The following is a 19,376-nucleotide window of genomic DNA, read 5'->3' as shown; positions in this document are numbered from 1 at the left end:
GCATCGCCAATAACAAACAATGTAAAGGTATAGACTCTATGGCAAGTGTAGGTATCTTCTTCGGTAGCGACACAGGTAATACTGAAGCCGTTGCAAAGATGATTCAAAAGCAACTAGGTAAACATCTAGTTCACGTTCAAGACATCGCGAAAAGCAGCAAAGAAGACATTGATAACTTCGATCTTCTTCTTCTAGGTATCCCAACTTGGTACTACGGCGAAGCACAATGTGATTGGGATGACTTCTTCCCTGAACTTGAGCAAATCGACTTCTCTACTAAGCTAGTGGCTATCTTTGGCTGTGGCGACCAAGAAGACTACGCAGAATACTTCTGTGACGCGATGGGCACAGTCCGTGATATCGTTGAATCTAAAGGCGGCACAATTCTTGGCCATACCTCGACAGAAGGCTACGAATTTGAAGCGTCTAAAGCACTTGTTGAAGGTGACGAAAGCCAATTCGTAGGTCTATGTATTGATGAAGACCGCCAACCAGAATTGACTGACGAGCGTGTTGAAAGCTGGGTTAAACAGATCTATGAAGAGATGTGTTTAGCTGAGCTAGAAGGCTAATCAAATTGAATGATGCAAAGACCTCCACTTGGAGGTCTTTTTGTATGTATTGTCACACAGCATCGGTAAGTACTTCCTCTTCGCGATACTGAGGTTTCTTTCTTACATAAAGCTTGCGTTGAACCTCTGAAACCACATTCCCCTGTTTATCTTTTACATGAGTAATAAACTCAGGAAAGCACTTTTCTCCATTCCGTGTCATTTGATAAATGTTTTCCAGCATCCCTTCAGTGACCTCAAATTCTGCAAACAAATCACTTTGCCCCGGCTTAATAAAGTTAATGCTTGCCTCTTTATCCCACACATAATATTCCTCTCGTAGAATCCCCATCAGCATCAACGAGTAAATAGGATCAGTTAAAGAGAAAATACTGCCGCCATATTGGGTGCGATTGGCATTTTTATTCCACCAGCGAAGCTTTAAACGTACCTTTACAGTACGGAAGTCTTGAGAAATATGTAAGATTTTAATACCCGCCCCCCAAAAAGGAGGCCAAATATTGAGTGCGAACTTTACAATTCCTGGTTTGTATATCTTCGCTAGTCGCCTATTCATCGCTATCCCTGCCCTCTCCAAGCTTAATGTTACACAATTGTAACTGGTCAGAGCTGTAATATAATGGACCTGTTTCTAATTTACAAAAAGATTCTATTAACCCTTTGAAGTTCGTGGTTTAATGTTCCGAACGCTTATCCTATAATGGTAGGAAGATTGAATTCTGTTAAATCGCTGCAGATGATCCAACGGGAAAGTATATGTCAGATAATAATCAGGCGCTGAAGGATGCGGGTTTAAAAGTAACCCTTCCGAGGCTAAAAATTCTAGAAGTACTTCAGCAGCCAGACTGCCAGCACATCAGTGCTGAAGATTTGTACAAAAAGTTGATTGATCTAGGTGAAGAAATTGGCCTAGCAACTGTTTACCGAGTTCTAAACCAGTTCGACGATGCTGGTATTGTAACTCGTCACCACTTTGAAGGTGGAAAGTCAGTCTTCGAATTATCGACTCAACATCACCACGACCACCTAGTGTGCCTAGACTGTGGTGAGGTAATTGAATTTTCTGACGATCTTATTGAAGAACGTCAAAAAGAGATTGCAGCTAAGTACAATGTCACACTAACAAACCACAGCTTATACTTGTACGGCAAGTGTAGCGATGGTGGTTGTAAAGACAATCCAGATGCACACAAACCGAAAAAATAAGGGTTTGTTAATTTAAAAAGTAAACGTCAGCACATGCTGGCGTTTTTTGTTTCTAGAAGTCAGTACTTTGGTTACAGAACAAAAGCTACTAAACACCCATCTTTTTTCTCCACAGTTTTGCACATCTATATAGCACTCTGTGGGATTAGGTATAAAAAATGCCAGCGTTTGCTGGCATTTTTTCATCGTTCTCAGCATTAATTGAGATTATTGATTCTCAATTTTTGCCCAGGTATCACGTAGACCAACCGTGCGGTTGAATACTAGATTATCTGCTGAAGAGTCTTTCGAGTCTGCACAGAAGTAACCCATACGTTCAAACTGGTAACCTTTTTCTGCTTCTGCAGAAGCTAGGCTAGGCTCGACGAAGCCATTGATCACAACTAATGATTCAGGGTTGATAGTAGAAGCAAAATCTTCCGCTGCGCCTGGGTTTGGCACCGTAAATAAACGATCGTACAGACGAATTTCCGCTGGAAGAGCTTTATCAGCTGACACCCAATGAATAACGCCTTTCACTTTACGACCATCTGCTGGGTTTTTACCTAGCGTATCTGCATCGTAAGAACAGAAGATCGTTGTGATGTTGCCTTCGGCATCTTTTTCAACGCGCTCAGCTTTGATCACGTAAGCACCACGTAAACGAACTTCTTTACCTAGCACTAAACGCTTGTACTTTTTGTTCGCTTCTTCACGGAAGTCTTCACGCTCAATCCACAATTCACGCGTGAATGGCACTTCACGCACGCCCATTTCAGGTTTATTTGGGTGGTTGGCAACTGTCAAGTTTTCTACTGCGCCTGCTTCAAAGTTTTCGATAACAACTTTAACAGGATCCAGTACAGCCATTGCACGCGGAGCGTTCTCGTTTAGGTCATCACGAATACAAGATTCTAATGAACTAAACTCGATCATATTTTCTTGCTTCGTTACACCAATACGCTTACAAAACTCACGAATAGATGCAGGTGTGAAGCCACGACGACGCAGACCTGAGACAGTCGGCATACGTGGATCATCCCAACCATTAACCAGTTTTTCAGTAACTAGCTGGTTAAGCTTACGCTTAGACATCACTGTGTATTCAAGGTTTAAACGACTGAACTCGTATTGATGTGGACGGCTTTCGATCGTGATGTTGTCTAGAACCCAATCGTACAGACGACGGTTATCCATGAATTCAAGCGTACAAATAGAGTGCGTAATGCCTTCTAATGCATCAGAAATACAGTGCGTAAAGTCGTACATTGGGTAAATGCACCACTTATCACCAGTTTGGTGGTGCGTAGCAAAACGCACACGGTATAAAACTGGATCGCGCATGACCATGAATGAAGAACCCATGTCGATTTTAGCACGAAGACACGCTTTACCTTCTTCAAATTCACCAGCGCGCATTTTTTCAAACAACGCCAAGTTCTCTTCAACAGAACGGTCACGGTATGGACTTGGTTTACCTGGCGCCTTTAGTGTGCCGCGGTATTCACGAATTTGCTCTGGACTTAGCTCATCTACGTACGCTAAGCCTTTGTTAATCAATTCAATTGCATATTCGTAAAGCTTATCGAAGTAGTTTGATGAGTAACATACTTCACCACTCCACTCAAAGCCCAACCAGTTTACATCTTTCTTGATAGACTCAACGTATTCGATGTCTTCTTTTTCAGGGTTTGTATCGTCGAAACGCAGATTACATTGACCCTGGTAGTCCTGAGCAATACCGAAGTTCAAACAGATAGACTTAGCATGACCGATATGCAGGTAGCCATTTGGCTCCGGCGGGAATCGAGTATGCACGCTAGTGTGTTTACCATCCGCTAGATCTTTATCAATGATCTGGCGAATAAAGTTTGATGGACGAGCATCAGCTTCACTCATCTATAGCACCTCAAAAATATTAGTATTGTCAGAGAAAACGGAACCCTGTATCCAAGTATGGTTTCACAGAGTACATTGTTCCTAATGATCCACAATTCTAAGCAATTAGACAACAAGAACTCGCTCTAAAACGACAATATTTATCGAGTTAGCGTGAAAGCAAAGCAGATTCAAAGGGCCTAAACGAAAAAAGGCCTCCTGCGGAGGCCTTTTGCGATGTTGTAGTATCAATTGTTTGCAATACCAATAACAAACAATCACACCACTATTAAACAGTTAAGCTGGTAGCTGAACACCACTTAAGTCTTCATCTTTAGATACATTCTTCATCTCACCAGCAACAATCTCTGCTAGTGGACCAAGAATAACTTGTAGGTTGTTTGTACCTAGCTTCACAACTCCCATAGCTCCAAGATCTTTCAGAGTTTTCTCATTGATAACGCTCATATCTTTCACAGAAAGGCGCAAACGAGTAATACAGGCATCGATAGAACTTAGGTTGTCATGACCGCCAAGTGCTTTCAAGTACTGACGAGCAAGCTCTGAAGAATTGCTTGATCCAGCCACGTTAGATGAAGCTTCTTCATCATCTTCACGTCCCGGTGTTTTAAGGCCAAACTTAACAATCACGGTACGGAACACGAAGTAGTAAACCGCAAAGAAACCAAGACCTTGTACAATGAGCATGTACCAGTTTACCGCTAGCGGGTTACGAGTCGACAATACTAAGTCGACTAAACCAGCAGAGAAACCGAAACCTGCAATCCACTGCATTGATGCCGCGATATAAACTGATAGACCAGTCAGCGCTGCGTGAAGAACGTACAGTCCTGGAGCAAGGAACATGAATGCAAATTCAAGTGGTTCTGTTACACCTGTAAAGAATGAAGCAAACGCAGCTGCAATCATGATAGATGCCACTTTCTCTTTATTCTTTGATTTCGCAGTATGGTACATCGCTAGAGCAGCGCCTGGTAAACCAAACATCATGATTGGGAAGAAGCCCGCTTGGTACATCCCCGTAACACCTACCGTTGCCGTGCCTTCAGCTAATGATTTCGCACCGCCAAGGAAGTTTGGAATGTCATTAATACCAGCGACATCAAACCAGAACACTGAGTTTAGTGCATGGTGCAGACCAACAGGAATTAGAAGACGGTTGAAGAATGCGTAAACACCTGCACCTGCTTCACCCATACCTTGAATGCTTTCACCAAAACTTACCAGACCGCCGTAAACTGATGGCCAAACGTACATCAGGATGAACGCAATAACGATACCAGCAAAAGACGTTAGGATAGGTACAAGACGCTTGCCAGAGAAAAACGCCAGTGCTTTGTGCAGCTCTACGTGAGAAAAACGGTTGTACAACTCAGCAGAAACAATACCAACCAAGATACCGACGAACTGGTTATTGATTTTACCAAATGCAGCAGGTACTTCACTTGGGTCAATGCCTTGAATTTGTGATACTGCACCAGGGGCCAAAAGCGTTGTGACAACTAAGAAGCCCACGAAGCCTGAAAGTGCAGCGGCGCCATCTTTGTCTTTAGACATTCCATAAGCAACACCAACAGCGAACAATACTGACATGTTGTCAATGATCGCTGCACCAGCTTTAATAAGAAATGCAGCAAGTGCACTGTTTGCGCCCCAGCCATTTGGGTCGATCCAGTAGCCAATACCCATGAGTATTGCTGCTGCAGGAAGTGTGGCAACCGGCACCATAAGCGCCTTACCCACCTTCTGGAAGTATCCGAGAATGTTCACCTTAAGTTCCCCCTATAGGATTAGATGTTATGTTGAATGACTTATTTCAGCCGTCCAATTTAGTCATCCTAAGTTTATGATATTAATTTTGCTCCGCAAATTAAAAGCTCACCGTTTGTGATCATAATCACCACAATTTGCCCTTTCGGAAGGTTTTTGCTAGCGAGATCATAAAACTTATTTTATTATACGAAAAAATGGCGTTTTAAAGATAATATTCTCGCACTTTATGCAAGGCAGAATCAGTGTTATTTTGGTATCTAGGCGGGTAAATCACTGTAACTTTGCTCTGAAAAAGAATCATAAAAAACCATACAATTATTACTTTTCAGTTAGTTACTATGACAATAACATCGATAAAACGCGACTTGCTGTATGTGACTCGTTATCTAATTCAGTGATACAAACTAAGTACCCATATGACTGAAGCAGTCTCTACTTAGATAACGATATAGAAATTGAATTCTCATCTATAAGGACTAGCTGACTATGTACGCGCTAAGTAACTGTAAAATTTATACCGGTAGTGATGTTCTTACCGATCATGCGGTCATCATCAAAAACGATCTTATTCAATCTATTGTGCCGGTTTCTGAGCTACCTCAAAGCATCGAAGTAAAAGACCTTGCAGGCGCTAATCTAAGTCCAGGCTTTATCGATCTGCAGTTGAACGGTTGTGGCGGTGTAATGCTAAACGATGCAATTACCCCTGAAACCATGCAAATCATGCACCAGGCAAACCTCAAATCTGGCTGTACTAGCTTCCTGCCAACACTCATTACATCATCTGATGAAGATATGCGAACTGCAATTGCCGCAGCTCGTGAGTACCACAACAAATATCAAAATCAATCGCTTGGTTTACACCTCGAAGGTCCTTACCTTAACGTCGCGAAAAAAGGCATCCATAACGTCGATTTTATTCGCCCATCAGACGAAAGCATGATCGACCTTATCTGCGCAAACGCCGATATCGTAGCGAAAGTAACACTAGCACCTGAGCATAACGACCCAGAGCATATTGCGCGATTAAAGGCTGCTGGCATCGTGGTTTCAATTGGCCACACAAATGCAACCTACGCCGAAGCACGTAAAAGCTTTGAAGCAGGCATTACTTTTGCTACACACCTCTTTAATGCAATGACACCAATGGTTGGTCGTGAACCAGGAGTTGTTGGTGCAATTTACGATACTCCTGACGTTTATGCTGGCATTATTGCTGATGGTTTTCACGTCGACTACGCAAACATCCGAATTGCTCATAAAATCAAAGGTGAAAAGCTTGTTTTGGTGACGGATGCCACAGCTCCAGCAGGTGCTAACATTGATCACTTTATTTTTGTCGGTAAGAAAGTATATTACCGAGATGGTAAGTGTGTTGATGAAAATGGCACGCTAGGCGGCTCAGCTTTGACAATGATTGAAGCAGTTCAGAATTCAGTTGAGCACGCGGGGATCGCTTTAGACGAAGCTCTACGAATGGCCACGTTATACCCAGCAACAGCAATTGGTGTTGAGGATCGCCTTGGCCGAGTTCGAAAAGGGATGGTTGCAAACCTGACTATTTTCGATCGTGACTTTAAAGTAAAAGCGACGGTTGTTAACGGACAATACGAGCAAAATTAAGCATGAATGGCGGACAGATTGGTAATGTAGATTTAGTAAAACAGCTTAACAGCGCTGCGGTATATAGGCTGATTGATCAGCAAGGTCCTATCTCCCGTATTCAAGTCGCGGACGTGAGTCAGCTCGCGCCTGCTAGTGTTACCAAAATAACCCGCCAACTTTTAGAGCGCGGCCTTATTAAGGAGGTCGCCCAACAAGCTTCAACTGGTGGTCGTCGTGCGATCTCTTTGACTACTGAAGTCAAACCTTTTCATTCGATTGCCGTTCGCTTAGGTCGAGATTACGTACAGTTCAGTTTATACGATTTAGGTGGTACCGCGCTGGCAGAAGATCAGCATGAACTGCACTACACTAACCAAGCAGACTTAATCGCAGGACTTATCGATTTATTAAAAGATTTCGTAAGCCGATGCGAAGACAAAATTGATCAACTCATCGCTATCGGCATCACTTTACCGGGCCTTGTTAACCCAACAACTGGCGTGGTCGAATACATGCCTAATACCGATATCGATAATCTTGCTCTCGGTGAAATTGTTGGAGAGAAGTTTAATACAGCATGCTTTGTTGGCAACGACGTACGTGGCATGGCGTTGGCTGAGCACTACTTTGGAGCAAGCCAAGACTGCCAGGATTCTATTTTGGTTAGCGTCCACCGCGGTACTGGCGCAGGTATTATCGTTAACGGCCAGGTTTTTCTTGGTTTTAACCGCAACGTCGGTGAAATTGGTCATATCCAAATTGACCCGCTTGGTGAGCAATGCCAATGTGGAAACTTTGGCTGTTTAGAAACCGTAGCTGCAAACCCAGCGATTATTCAACGAGTGAAGCAACTGATTACTCAAGGATACGAATCAAGCTTAACCGACCTTGAAAACATCACAATTGAAGCGGTATGTCAGCACGCAATGAATGGTGATGAACTTGCGAAACAGAGTTTAGTGCGAGTGGGCAACCAGCTAGGTAAAGCGATTGCGATTACGGTTAACTTATTTAATCCACAGAAAATTGTAATTGCTGGCGATATTACTGCAGCACAAGATATTGTTTTCCCTGCAATTCAACGCAACGTAGAGAATCAATCTCTTAAAACTTTCCATAACGACCTCCCTATCGTGGCTTCTCACATTGATAAGCAGCCAACGATGGGCGCATTTGCGATGATTAAACGCGCTATGCTAAACGGAGTTTTGTTACAAAAGTTACTGGAAGACTAAGTTTATACAACCAATTGAGTTACAATCTCGGGCTGTGTTTTCACAGCCCGTTTTTGTATATCAGGAATACAGCTTAACAGTATGGAAATTATTCTAATTACAGCCGCTTTTTTAGCTGGTTTTATTGCGCTTAAATGCAGCCTCCCTCCCCTCGTTGGTTTTCTACTAGCTGGATTTGGCTTGCATGCATTTGGTTACCAAAGCAATGACGTTATCGTCACTCTCGCAGATCTTGGTGTTACTCTTCTTCTGTTTACTATTGGACTCAAACTCGATGTAAAAACCCTGCTGTCCAAAGAAATATGGGGAGGGGCAACCGCCCACAACATACTCTCTACCGCTTTTTTTGCCCTAGCGTTATCCGGCTTAAAACTACTGGGCTTGACTTCGCTAGCCAGTATGGACGGCAGCCAAATCCTGCTTTTAGCTTTTGCACTATCGTTCTCTAGTACCGTTTTTGCCGTAAAAGCATTGCAAGAAAAAGGCGAAATGAACGCGACCTACGGCACACTCGCGATCGGTATCTTGGTTATGCAAGATATTTTTGCCGTAGTATTCCTGACTGCTTCAACCGGAAAAGTCCCAGAATGGTATGCCATCGGTTTGTTCGCACTGCCTTTCCTTCGTCCCCTATTCTATAAGCTGCTCGATAAAGTTGGCCACGGCGAAATGCTGGTGCTATTCGGTATTTTCTTCGCGCTTGTTGTCGGTGCTGGGCTATTCGAGTTGGTCGGGATGAAACCAGACTTGGGCGCGCTAATTTTAGGCATGCTACTCGCAGGTCACCCAAAAGCCTCAGAACTATCCAAGTCATTATTCAATATGAAGGAGCTCTTTTTAGTCTGCTTCTTTTTAAACATTGGTTTATCCGCCTCATTGAGCGTGAATGGCGTCGTTCTCGCCCTGCTATTTATCTTACTGCTACCAATCAAAGGACTCTTGTACTTCGTCACTATTAATCATTTTAAGTTTCGAGTACGTACCTCTTTGCTCGCCTCTTTATCACTATTTAACTACAGTGAGTTTGGTCTTATTGTTGCAGGGTTGGCCTATAAAATGGGCTGGATGCCAAGTGATATGCTTGCTGCGATTGCGGTTGCGGTGTCGGTATCCTTTGTAATTTCCGCGCCACTTAACCGCCTTAGCCATAAAATTTATCAACATTCAGGTAAGTGGCTGCAAGAGACAGCGGTAGAAAAGCTCAATCAACGCGACCAACTCATCAACCCAGGTCATGCCCAAGTATTGATCTTAGGTATGGGGCGTATTGGAACGGGCGCTTATGATGAGCTACGCTCACGCTATGGCAAAATTTCATTGGGTATAGAAATTCGTGAAGACGCTGCACATCATCATCGTTCAGAAGGAAGAAATGTGATTTCTGGTGATGCCACCGACCCGGATTTCTGGGAGCGAATTTTAGATACAGGTCATGTAAAACTGGTTCTGCTTGCAATGCCACATCATCAAGGTAACCAAACAGCACTTGAGCAGCTTAAACGCAGAAAATATAAGGGGCAAATTGCCGCTATCGCCGAATACCCAGATCAATTGGAAGGCTTACTTGAAAATGGCGTTGACGCAGCATTCAATATATATAGTGAAGCTGGTAGCGGTTTTGCTCGACACGTCTGTAAACAACTTCAGCCTAAATTCACACCAATTAAATAAGCAACAGCACTGATATTTTTTGAAAGGCTTTCTATTAATAGAAAGCCTTTTTTGTATAGTTTTTATACCAAACCTTGATCTCATTCACCAAAACAACGGTTGAGTTAAATATTTTCCATACAACAAGGCCTTTTATCATTTTTTTAATCACAAAACGTTGCTTTTTTTATTAGTAATGGCAAATTTAAACCATACCGATTAGAAATTGTTTAGTTTAGTAAGGATGTAGTATGTGTTCAGTATTTGGCATTTTAGACATTAAAAGCGATGCAGCCGCATTGCGCCCTATCGCATTAGAGATGTCGAAAAAACTTCGTCACCGTGGCCCAGACTGGTCTGGGATTTACTCTTCAGAGCGTGCTATTTTAGCGCACGAGCGCTTGGCGATTGTTGGTCTAAATAGTGGTGCACAGCCGCTATACAGCCCTGATAAGAAGCTCATCCTTGCCGTCAATGGTGAAATCTACAACCATAAAGAAATTCGTGCTCGTTACGAAGGAAAGTACGAATTTCAAACCGATTCAGACTGTGAAGTCATTCTTGCACTTTACCAAGATATGGGTGCAGATCTCCTTGAAGAACTAAACGGTATTTTCGCTTTTGTGCTCTACGACGAAGAAAAAGATGAGTATTTAGTCGGCCGTGACCATATTGGTATTATCCCTCTTTATCAAGGTCACGATGAGCATGGTAACTACTATGTGGCATCAGAGATGAAGGCTCTTGTTCCAGTATGTAAAACAGTAAGTGAATTCCCTCCTGGTAGCTACTACAGCTCTAAAGATACTCAGCCAACACGTTACTATGTTCGTGACTGGAACGAGTACGCAGCAGTACAAGGTAACAGCACTAGCAAAGAAGAATTGACGGAAGCGCTAGAAGCGGCTGTTAAACGCCAACTAATGACTGACGTGCCTTACGGTGTGCTTCTTTCAGGTGGTCTAGATTCTTCTATTACATCTGCGGTAGCAAAACGCTTTGCAGCGATGCGTATTGAAGATGATGAAAAGTCTGAAGCTTGGTGGCCTCAACTGCACTCTTTTGCTGTTGGCCTAGAAGGCGCGCCTGACCTGAAAGCAGCTCGCGAAGTTGCCGACCAAATTGGTACCGTTCACCACGAAATGACGTACACGATTCAAGAAGGTTTGGACGCGATTCGTGACGTGATTTACCACATTGAAACGTATGACGTGACGACTATCCGCGCATCAACACCTATGTTCTTAATGGGTCGTAAGATCAAAGCGATGGGTATCAAGATGGTATTGTCTGGTGAGGGCGCTGACGAAATCTTTGGTGGCTACCTTTACTTCCACAAAGCGCCAAACGCGAAAGAGTTCCACGAGGAGACTGTGCGTAAACTGCTTGCTCTGAACATGTTCGACTGTGCTCGTGCTAACAAGTCGCTGGCAGCATGGGGAGTTGAAGGACGCGTACCTTTCCTAGATAAAGAGTTCATTGATGTAGCAATGCGCTTGAACCCAGCAGACAAGATGTGTGGCAACGGTAAAATGGAGAAACACATCCTTCGTGAGTGCTTCGAGCACTACCTGCCAGAATCGATCGCATGGCGTCAAAAAGAGCAGTTCTCTGATGGCGTTGGCTACAGCTGGATCGATACGCTGAAAGAAGTAGCAGAACAGAAAGTGACAGACCAGCAGATGGAAACAGCTCAATATCGATTCCCATACAACACGCCAACGACAAAAGAAGGCTACGTGTACCGTGAAATCTTTGAAGAGTTATTCCCACTTCCATCAGCAGCAGAGTGTGTACCAGGAGGCCCTTCAGTAGCGTGTTCTTCAGCGAAGGCGATTGAATGGGATGAATCGTTCCAAAACTGTGTTGACCCATCAGGTCGTGCAGTACAGACCGTTCACAACGACTCATACTAATTCTCTACGATAAAGATAAGGGTTGGTTCGTCCAACCCTTTTAAAACAGACAAAAAATTAGATACGATCAAAAAGAGGTGCTTTTGCACCTCTTTTTATGTTTGATGGAATTAGGCTATTTTAAATCTAAATCACTATTGTCTATGCTGACAGGCACACGCTTGGTGATCATCTGAACTAGCATAATTGAGCGTTTCTCACCATCTTGTTCTTGGAAGATGGCATCTATGCCCGCAAATTGACCGCTTTTAACTCTAATTTGATCGCCTGGTTTTGGCATACATTCAGAAACGGTATTGTCATTACAACACTTTTCTAGCTGCATCAATTCGAAGACCAAGTCACCTTGAACTTCTTTCGGTTGAGCACCAAAACGCACAAAGTCAACAACACCTCGAGTAGAGCGGACTGAGGTGAAGTTTGGCCCTTGCTCATAATCAAAGTAAGCGAATACGTAACAAGGAAACAGCGGTTCCTCGACTTTTTGTCTTTTACCGCGCAAAATCTTCTCAACTTCTACAGTTGGATAAAAGCACTCTACACCTTGATTTTCAAGGTGTTGTTTCGCCCTAACCTGCTCCCCACGTTTACAATAAAGTAGATACCAACGTTTCATCTTTTTACTAGCCAATTCTATTTTGTTTTTATCCTAGCATTAAGCCAAAGTTGAGTCATTGATATTCAGTTTATCTATAAAAGTATGATTATACATCGCTCGCATTAACGACATTTTTCAGCAACTTACGATAAAGAAGTCCATAGGCAAAAATGGAAATTAAGTTTGTAACACAACCAATACACCATCATATAATCTGCAAATCCAATCAAAAACAGCCACTTAACAAACAAAAATAGTTGAATGGCAAAATTTTATTATTTGTCACTCGTTGAATTGCATTGTATACGTAGAAGTCGTTAAAAAATGTAATAACTATTATTAGAAGAGCTTATGTCAAACCAACATCAATATTTTGGTCATCCACGTGGCCTGTTCTTATTGTTCGGTACTGAACTGTGGGAACGCTTTTCTTACTACGCAATGCGTGCCATTCTCGTGCTTTACCTCACCGATACAACAATGAATGGCGGCCTTGGCTGGTCAACCAAAGACGCATTAGACCTATACGGCATATACACAGGGCTTGTGTATATCACGCCTCTTATCGGTGGTTACCTAGCAGATAACTATTTAGGTCAACGTCGCTCAATTTTGCTTGGTGGCGCGTTAATGGCCATCGGCCAGTTTACTCTTGCACTTCCTGCTGATGCTTTAGGTATTGGTTCGCTACACAGTTTCTATTTAGGTCTTGGCCTACTTATCACTGGTAACGGTCTCTTTAAGCCAAATATCTCAACCATGGTTGGCGACCTTTATCAAGAAGGTGACAACCGTCGTGACGGCGCATTCACTATCTTTTATATGGGTATCAACTTAGGTGCATTACTTGCCGGCGTCGTTTCTGGCTCTGTGACAACCTCTTACGGTTGGAAAGCAGGCTTTGTTGCCGCTGGTGTGGGTATGCTGGTTAGCCTAGTGATGCAAATGGTACTGGCTCAATCATGGCTTGGTGATATTGGTCGTGAACCAGCGGCGAAACGAGATCTAAACAACAAAAACGCCACCACGAAGCAGCCACTCACCAAAGAAGAAGTGAATCGACTAAAAGTAATTCTGGTCATGAGCTTATTCACTATTGTCTTCTGGGCAGGCTTTGAACAAGCTGGTGGTCTGATGAACATCTACACTCAACAATATACTGATCGCATGATTGGTGGTTTCGAAGTTCCTGCTGCGTGGTTCCAATCACTAAACCCATTTTTCATTATTACTCTAGCGCCAGTTCTGGCTGTCCTTTGGGTAAAATTGGGTAAACGTGAACCTACTTCGCCAGTGAAATTTGCGATGGCACTATTTTTCTTGGCGATTGGTTTCCTTTGTATGGTTGGCGCAGTGCTAGAACAAGGTGGAGATACAACAGTAAAAACATCGATGTTATGGTTGGTCGGCGCTTTCTTCTTCCACACATTAGGCGAGCTGTGTTTATCACCAATTGGTCTTTCATTGGTAACTAAATTAGCACCGCTTCGCTTAGCTTCACTTATGATGGGTGCATGGTTTGGCTGTAATGCGATTGCTAACTATGTTGCGGGCTATGTGGGCTCTCACGTAGGCGAGTTAGGCGCTATGGCTATCTTTAGTGGTATTGCGGTCAGCGCAACCGTAAGTGGCGTAATTTTGCTCCTATTCTCTAATACACTCGTTCGCTGGATGCATGGCGCTGAAAATACGCACAGCACGGCAGAGCAAGTAGAAGAGCAGCAAGTACAAGTTGCTTGATCGCTCAACTAAACGTAGAAAGGGTCGCTATTGCGACCCTTTTTTGTATCTAAAGTTTAGATTGAACTAACTCAACCATCATCTCGATATGAAGTTCACTATCGTTCAAACAAGGGATGTAGGTAAAGTTTTCGCCACCAGCTTCAAGGAAAATCTCTTTACACTCTTCCGAGATCTCTTCCAACGTCTCTAAACAATCTGACGAAAATGCAGGGGTCACAACATTAATATTTTTCACACCCTTTGCAGGAAGTGCTTCTAGGGTCTTATCGGTATAAGGTTGAAGCCACTCTTCTCTCCCAAATCGGGACTGATACGTCATGCCAATTTGTTGTTCGCTTAAACCTAACGCTTCCCCAAGCAAGCGAGTCGTCTCTTCACAATGCTGTGGGTAAACATCACCATTGTCAGCATAGCGTTTTGGAATACCATGATAAGAACACAGCAGGTAATCTCCCTGGCCATTCTTTTGCCAATGTTCACGAACTGAATGCGCTAACGCTTCAATATATTTCGGGTGATTGTAATAATCACGAATAAAGCTAAAGCCCGGCATCACAGGCAGGTTTTTAAATGCTTTAGTGATTCCGTCAGAAACCGCTGCCGTTGTTGTGCCCGAGTATTGCGGATACAAAGGTAAAACAATGACTTCATCAACGCCTTGCGCCAATAGGGCTTCAAAGCCTGATTGTAAACTTGGGTTACCATACGTCATACCAAGCTCTACAGGTATATCAAGCTTTTGTGCTAACTTTTCAGTTTGGCGTTTAGAGTACACCATCAACGGCGAGCCCTCTTCCATCCATACTGATTGATAGAGTTTGGCAACTTTAGGAGCTCGGATAGGAAGGATAACGCCGTGCAATAGTGGACACCAAAGCCATCGAGTCATGTCTACCACTCGGTGATCATGAAGAAACTGACTTAAAAAGCGCTTTACGGCAGGAGCGGTTGGTGCGTCAGGAGTTCCCAGGTTAACTAGGAGTACACCCTGTTTATTATTCTCTTTCATAACATCCTATTCATGGTAAACGGCTTGGTTCATATATTTAAGTAACCTCGAAGTAACGAATAGCCGAGCTGAAGTTAATTAGATATATGTTTACGAGTAAACTAAAAAAAGCGACCACTTGGGCCGCTTTCAATATATCAAAATATTAAATTTTTGACTTCAGCAAATTAAGATAGTGCTTTCTCGATATCCGCACTAACTTCAGCTACTTGCTTAGTACCATCAAACTTAAGGTACTTAGTCTTGCCTGCTTCAGCTTCTTTGCCGTAGTAGTTGATTAGCGGCGCAGTTTGCTCGTGGTAAACACCTAGACGAGCACGTACTGTTTCTTCTTTGTCGTCATCACGAACAACAAGATCTTCACCAGTTACATCATCTTTACCTTCCACTTTAGGCGGGTTGTAAACCACGTGGTAAGTACGACCAGAAGGAAGGTGAGCACGACGACCAGCCATACGCTCAACAATTACATCGTCTGCAACGTCAAATTCGATAACGTAGTCTACGTCTACGCCCATTTCTTTTAGGCCGTCAGCTTGAGGGATAGTACGTGGGAAACCATCTAGTAGGAAACCGTTTGCACAGTCTTCTTGAGCGATGCGCTCTTTGATAAGACCAAGGATGATTTCATCAGAAACTAGCTGACCAGCGTCAATAACAGCTTTAGCTTGTTTACCAAGCTCTGTACCTGCTTTGATAGCAGCACGAAGCATATCACCAGTAGAGATTTGTGGAATACCGTATTTTTCCATGATGAAGTTTGCTTGTGTGCCTTTACCTGCACCTGGAGCACCTAGAAGAATGATGCGCATGATTTATCCTCTTTAATATTTAAGATTTATACCGAAGCTCACAATAGCTGACCTCTTAGACATCAAACCTGAGAAGCACCTGCAACGATAAGTTTCGGTATAACGTATATAGGCGAGCAAAAATACACGCCTTATTACTCACATTCAAGTCGCAGATTCTATCACAGGTTCTCTGAGCAAAGAGTGTATTAAGACTAAAGAATGTTAACAGTACCCTCTTTCACGCCCTATTGATTATTAACTCAGCACTTGAGATGCAAAATTTTGCGACAACAAACAAAAAGCTCGCGAAATGCGAGCTTTTTGATTTGCAGAGGTTATTACACCTTAGTCAAAAGTTGATTAACGGCTCCTAAGAACTCTGTTGGATCCTCAATAGAGCCTCGCTCCGCTAGCATTGCCTGACCAAGCAGAACTTCAACCCAGCGACCAAACGCTTCTTCATCGGCTTCGTCAGCCATACGCTTAACCAATTTGTGCTCAGGGTTTAGCTCAAAGATGTATTTCACTTCCGGCACAGCTTGACCAGCTGCCGCAAGAAGCTTCGCCATTTGAGTACCCATTTCGTAATCGTCCGTTACCACAACAGCAGGCGTAGATGCGAGTTTGAAGGTGGTACGAACTTCTTTCACACGATCGCCTAGGTAAGACTTCGTGCGCTCTACAACCGACTTGAACTCTTCTTCGGTTTCTTTTTGCTTCTCTTTTTCTGCTTCATCTTCAAACTGACTTAGATCAAGCCCAGCTTTAGTGATTGACTGGAACTGTTTACCATCAAACTCAGTTAAGTAGTTCATCAGCCACTCATCAATGCGGTCGTACATCAAAATAACTTCAATGCCTTTCGCTTTGAACTGTTCTAAGTGAGGGCTGTTTTTCGCAGCTGCATAGCTGTCTGCCGTCAAGTAGTAGATCTTATCTTGACCTTCTTTCATGCGCTCAACGTAAGACGCCAAGCCCACAGTTTGCTCAGAAGAGTCCACTTCAGTTGAGGCAAAGCGCAATAAACCTGCAACTTTCTCTTTGTTTGCAAAGTCCTCCGCAGGGCCCTCTTTCATCACAAGACCAAACTCTTTCCAGAATGATTGGTATTTCTCTTCGTCATTCTTGGCCATACGTTCAAGCATCGTTAGCACGCGCTTAGTACAAGCATTACGTAGAGACTGAGTCACTTTATTGTCTTGTAAGATCTCACGCGATACGTTTAGCGGTAAATCGTTTGAGTCTATTAAACCACGTACGAAGCGTAAGTATGACGGCATAAATTGCTCTGCATCGTCCATAATGAATACGCGCTGTACGTACAGTTTCAAGCCTGATTTGTGGTCGCGGTTCATCATATCCCAAGGTGCTTTCGATGGGATGTATAGTAAGCTCGTGTAGTCGTTTTTACCTTCTACACGGTTATGACTCCAGACCAAGGGATCGGCAAAGTCATGTGATACGTGCTTGTAGAACTCTTGATACTCTTCTTCTGAAATATCAGATTTGTTACGCGTCCACAGTGCCTGGGCTTTGTTGATTTGCTCCCACTTTTTCTCATCTGTTTCCTTGCCTTCGTCATCACGAACGACAGTTTGGATTGAAACAGGAATGCCGATGTGATCAGAGTACTTACTGATAACGTCACGTAGACGCCACTCATTCAAAAACTCTTTACCCTCTTCACGCATATGAAGAATGATGTCGGTACCACGTGACTCTTTGGTAATGTTTTCGATGGTGTACTCACCTTCACCCGCTGAGTGCCATTGTACCGCTTCATCAGCGGCTAGACCCGCAGCGCGAGTGCGCACGGTAACGGCGTCAGCAACGATAAATGCCGAGTAGAAACCAACACCAAACTGACCAATAAGCTGAGAGTCTTTGCTCTGCTCTTCAGATAGCTTTGAGAAAAACTCGGCTGTTCCAGATTTTGCGATTGTTCCTAAGTGCTCAATCACATCATCACGGCTCATACCGATACCGTTATCAGAAATGGTTAAGGTATTTGCGCTTTCATCAAACGACAGCTTCACGCAAAGGTCTGCATTACCTTCGTATAGATCTGGGTTAGATAACGCCTGAAAGCGCAGTTTGTCTGATGCATCTGATGCGTTAGAGATCAGCTCGCGCAAAAAGATCTCTTTATTTGAATAAAGAGAATGGATCATTAAATGCAGTAGTTGTTTTACTTCTGATTGAAAACCACGAGTTTCTTTATTTTGAGATACGGTTTCGCTCATGTGTGCTCCATAACATCTAAACTAATTGGCTTTTTCATAGGGACAAGTTTGTGACTTTCCCCTTGAAATCACCTTACCGAGATGTCATTTAACATGTGGCTGACAAATGTAAATTCAAGGTCAATATTGCTAAAAACGGTGTTTTTTTAGAAAATTTTAATTATCCTACCCGTCTAAAAGCATCTAAAATGTCGTGCGCACTCCAAGCGCCTCGGTAATTTTGTGACATAAATCACCATAATTACAACATCATCCATCTAAGAAGAACTAAATGACTAACATTGGCACCAAATTTCTACTTGCTCAAAGGTTCACCTTTGATCCAAATAGTAATTCGCTCGCTGACCAACAAAACGGCAACGACGTTGTACGATTAGGAAGCAACGAAAGCCGTATACTTCTGATGTTGGCAGAGAGACCAAACGAAGTTTTAACCCGTAACGAGCTTCACGAGTTTGTTTGGCGTGAGCAAGGTTTTGAGGTGGATGACTCAAGCCTGACTCAAGCGATTTCTACTCTGCGTAAGATGTTGAAGGATTCAACAAAATCTCCAGAGTTTGTTAAAACGGTACCTAAACGTGGCTACCAACTCATTTGTTCAGTGGAACGCTTGAGCCCATTTTCTACTGACTCTAACACTGACGTTGAAGAAACCGCTTCTGAACACGAAGCGCCAGCAGTGGAGTTAGAAGCGAGCGATACACCACCAACAGAGATAGTGACCGATACTACTGCTGATCTTGAGCCTCAAGTAGAGCCGACTAAAACTCAGCCGAAGCCAGCATCTAACACGATTAACTGGCTACCGCGTGTCATTATCTTTTTGTCTCTGCTGCTTCCTGTTTGCGTATTGTTATTCACGAACCCTGCGGAATCCCAATTCCGTCAGATTGGTGAGTATCAAAATGTACCAGTGATGACACCTGTAAATCACCCTCAAATCAACAACTGGTTGCCTTCAATAGAGCAATGCATTGAGCGCTACGTGAAGCACCATGCAGAAGACTCGTTGCCAGTGGAAGTGATTGCCACTGGTGGACAAAATAACCAGCTGATTCTGAACTATATTCATGACAGTAACCACTCTTACGAGAACGTAACACTGCGTATTTTCGCAGGTCAAAACGATCCAACAGACATCTGCAAATAAAGGA

15 protein-coding genes are annotated in these 19,376 nt (G+C 43.3%); 8 read left to right on the top strand and 7 right to left on the bottom strand.

Going from position 1 to position 19,376, the window contains the following annotated elements:
• Positions 1 to 38 precede the first annotated feature (38 nt).
• On the top strand, positions 39 to 572 hold the full coding sequence (gene fldA, locus R7E38_RS15395; RefSeq protein WP_005382146.1) for a flavodoxin FldA: 534 nt from the start codon (positions 39 to 41) through the stop codon (positions 570 to 572).
• A 52-nt stretch (positions 573 to 624) separates the two neighbouring features.
• Here the strand turns inward: fldA and R7E38_RS15390 are convergent, their stop codons facing one another.
• Positions 625 to 1,128, bottom strand: coding sequence for a DUF4442 domain-containing protein (locus R7E38_RS15390; RefSeq protein WP_005382144.1), 504 nt, complete (start codon positions 1,126 to 1,128; stop codon positions 625 to 627).
• Between the two features lie 200 nt (positions 1,129 to 1,328).
• Here R7E38_RS15390 and fcrX point away from each other — a divergent pair, with 200 nt between their 5' ends.
• On the top strand, positions 1,329 to 1,778 hold the full coding sequence (fcrX, locus tag R7E38_RS15385; RefSeq protein WP_005382141.1) for a ferric iron uptake transcriptional regulator FcrX: 450 nt from the start codon (positions 1,329 to 1,331) through the stop codon (positions 1,776 to 1,778).
• Between the two features lie 207 nt (positions 1,779 to 1,985).
• Here fcrX and glnS read toward each other — a convergent pair whose 3' ends face one another.
• The gene (gene glnS / locus R7E38_RS15380; protein ID WP_005382124.1) at positions 1,986 to 3,656 is read right to left on the bottom strand and encodes a glutamine--tRNA ligase; all 1,671 of its coding nucleotides are present in this window, start codon (positions 3,654 to 3,656) and stop codon (positions 1,986 to 1,988) included.
• Between the two features lie 276 nt (positions 3,657 to 3,932).
• On the bottom strand, positions 3,933 to 5,426 hold the full coding sequence (nagE, locus tag R7E38_RS15375; protein ID WP_005384985.1) for an N-acetylglucosamine-specific PTS transporter subunit IIBC: 1,494 nt from the start codon (positions 5,424 to 5,426) through the stop codon (positions 3,933 to 3,935).
• Between the two features lie 489 nt (positions 5,427 to 5,915).
• Here nagE and nagA point away from each other — a divergent pair, with 489 nt between their 5' ends.
• From nagA to asnB, 4 genes are all read left to right on the top strand, one after another.
• The gene (nagA, locus tag R7E38_RS15370; RefSeq protein ID WP_318081856.1) at positions 5,916 to 7,052 is read left to right on the top strand and encodes an N-acetylglucosamine-6-phosphate deacetylase; all 1,137 of its coding nucleotides are present in this window, start codon (positions 5,916 to 5,918) and stop codon (positions 7,050 to 7,052) included.
• Between the two features lie 2 nt (positions 7,053 to 7,054).
• Positions 7,055 to 8,269, top strand: a complete 1,215-nt coding sequence (gene nagC, locus R7E38_RS15365) for a DNA-binding transcriptional regulator NagC (RefSeq protein WP_005382105.1) — start codon at positions 7,055 to 7,057, stop codon at positions 8,267 to 8,269.
• A gap of 81 nt (positions 8,270 to 8,350) precedes the next feature.
• Positions 8,351 to 9,940 carry a cation:proton antiporter family protein gene (locus tag R7E38_RS15360; protein ID WP_005384981.1) on the top strand — a complete coding sequence of 530 codons (1,590 nt, stop codon included), beginning with the start codon at positions 8,351 to 8,353 and terminating at the stop codon, positions 9,938 to 9,940.
• Positions 9,941 to 10,170: 230 nt separating this feature from the next.
• Positions 10,171 to 11,835, top strand: coding sequence for an asparagine synthase B (gene asnB, locus R7E38_RS15355; RefSeq protein WP_005382100.1), 1,665 nt, complete (start codon positions 10,171 to 10,173; stop codon positions 11,833 to 11,835).
• A 115-nt stretch (positions 11,836 to 11,950) separates the two neighbouring features.
• Here asnB and rfaH read toward each other — a convergent pair whose 3' ends face one another.
• Positions 11,951 to 12,451, bottom strand: coding sequence for a transcription/translation regulatory transformer protein RfaH (gene rfaH / locus R7E38_RS15350; RefSeq protein ID WP_005382098.1), 501 nt, complete (start codon positions 12,449 to 12,451; stop codon positions 11,951 to 11,953).
• A gap of 333 nt (positions 12,452 to 12,784) precedes the next feature.
• On the opposite strand from rfaH, the gene R7E38_RS15345 reads away from it, so the two are divergent.
• Complete coding sequence (locus R7E38_RS15345) at positions 12,785 to 14,173, top strand: peptide MFS transporter (protein WP_005382097.1); 1,389 nt, start codon at positions 12,785 to 12,787, stop codon at positions 14,171 to 14,173.
• A 49-nt stretch (positions 14,174 to 14,222) separates the two neighbouring features.
• Here R7E38_RS15345 and hemH read toward each other — a convergent pair whose 3' ends face one another.
• The 3 genes from hemH to htpG all read right to left on the bottom strand — a co-directional run bounded on the left by hemH (position 14,223) and on the right by htpG (position 18,222).
• On the bottom strand, positions 14,223 to 15,185 hold the full coding sequence (gene hemH, locus R7E38_RS15340) for a ferrochelatase (protein WP_017819956.1): 963 nt from the start codon (positions 15,183 to 15,185) through the stop codon (positions 14,223 to 14,225).
• Positions 15,186 to 15,352: 167 nt separating this feature from the next.
• Complete coding sequence (gene adk / locus R7E38_RS15335) at positions 15,353 to 15,997, bottom strand: adenylate kinase (protein ID WP_005382094.1); 645 nt, start codon at positions 15,995 to 15,997, stop codon at positions 15,353 to 15,355.
• Positions 15,998 to 16,317: 320 nt separating this feature from the next.
• Positions 16,318 to 18,222, bottom strand: coding sequence for a molecular chaperone HtpG (gene htpG, locus R7E38_RS15330; protein ID WP_053303298.1), 1,905 nt, complete (start codon positions 18,220 to 18,222; stop codon positions 16,318 to 16,320).
• Positions 18,223 to 18,493: 271 nt separating this feature from the next.
• Between htpG and R7E38_RS15325 the strand changes: the two genes are divergently transcribed.
• Positions 18,494 to 19,372: a transcriptional regulator gene (locus tag R7E38_RS15325; protein WP_017819958.1), complete on the top strand. Its 879-nt coding sequence runs from the start codon at positions 18,494 to 18,496 to the stop codon at positions 19,370 to 19,372.
• Positions 19,373 to 19,376 lie beyond the last annotated feature (4 nt).

This window comes from Vibrio sp. Vb2131 (genome assembly GCF_033338535.1).
GTDB classification, from domain to species: Bacteria; Pseudomonadota; Gammaproteobacteria; order Enterobacterales; family Vibrionaceae; genus Vibrio; species Vibrio alginolyticus.
Note: the sequence above shows the minus strand (reverse complement) of the source record. Positions and strands in the feature narration are given on the sequence as shown.

Coding starts and splice junctions, on each gene's coding strand:
- fldA (WP_005382146.1), top strand. CDS start 39: ATGGCAAGTGTAGGTATCTTCTTCGGTAGCGACACAGGTAATACTGAA.
- R7E38_RS15390 (WP_005382144.1), bottom strand. CDS start 1,128: ATGAATAGGCGACTAGCGAAGATATACAAACCAGGAATTGTAAAGTTC.
- fcrX (WP_005382141.1), top strand. CDS start 1,329: ATGTCAGATAATAATCAGGCGCTGAAGGATGCGGGTTTAAAAGTAACC.
- glnS (WP_005382124.1), bottom strand. CDS start 3,656: ATGAGTGAAGCTGATGCTCGTCCATCAAACTTTATTCGCCAGATCATT.
- nagA (WP_318081856.1), top strand. CDS start 5,916: ATGTACGCGCTAAGTAACTGTAAAATTTATACCGGTAGTGATGTTCTT.
- nagC (WP_005382105.1), top strand. CDS start 7,055: ATGAATGGCGGACAGATTGGTAATGTAGATTTAGTAAAACAGCTTAAC.
- R7E38_RS15360 (WP_005384981.1), top strand. CDS start 8,351: ATGGAAATTATTCTAATTACAGCCGCTTTTTTAGCTGGTTTTATTGCG.
- asnB (WP_005382100.1), top strand. CDS start 10,171: ATGTGTTCAGTATTTGGCATTTTAGACATTAAAAGCGATGCAGCCGCA.
- rfaH (WP_005382098.1), bottom strand. CDS start 12,451: ATGAAACGTTGGTATCTACTTTATTGTAAACGTGGGGAGCAGGTTAGG.
- R7E38_RS15345 (WP_005382097.1), top strand. CDS start 12,785: ATGTCAAACCAACATCAATATTTTGGTCATCCACGTGGCCTGTTCTTA.
- hemH (WP_017819956.1), bottom strand. CDS start 15,185: ATGAAAGAGAATAATAAACAGGGTGTACTCCTAGTTAACCTGGGAACT.
- adk (WP_005382094.1), bottom strand. CDS start 15,997: ATGCGCATCATTCTTCTAGGTGCTCCAGGTGCAGGTAAAGGCACACAA.
- htpG (WP_053303298.1), bottom strand. CDS start 18,222: ATGAGCGAAACCGTATCTCAAAATAAAGAAACTCGTGGTTTTCAATCA.
- R7E38_RS15325 (WP_017819958.1), top strand. CDS start 18,494: ATGACTAACATTGGCACCAAATTTCTACTTGCTCAAAGGTTCACCTTT.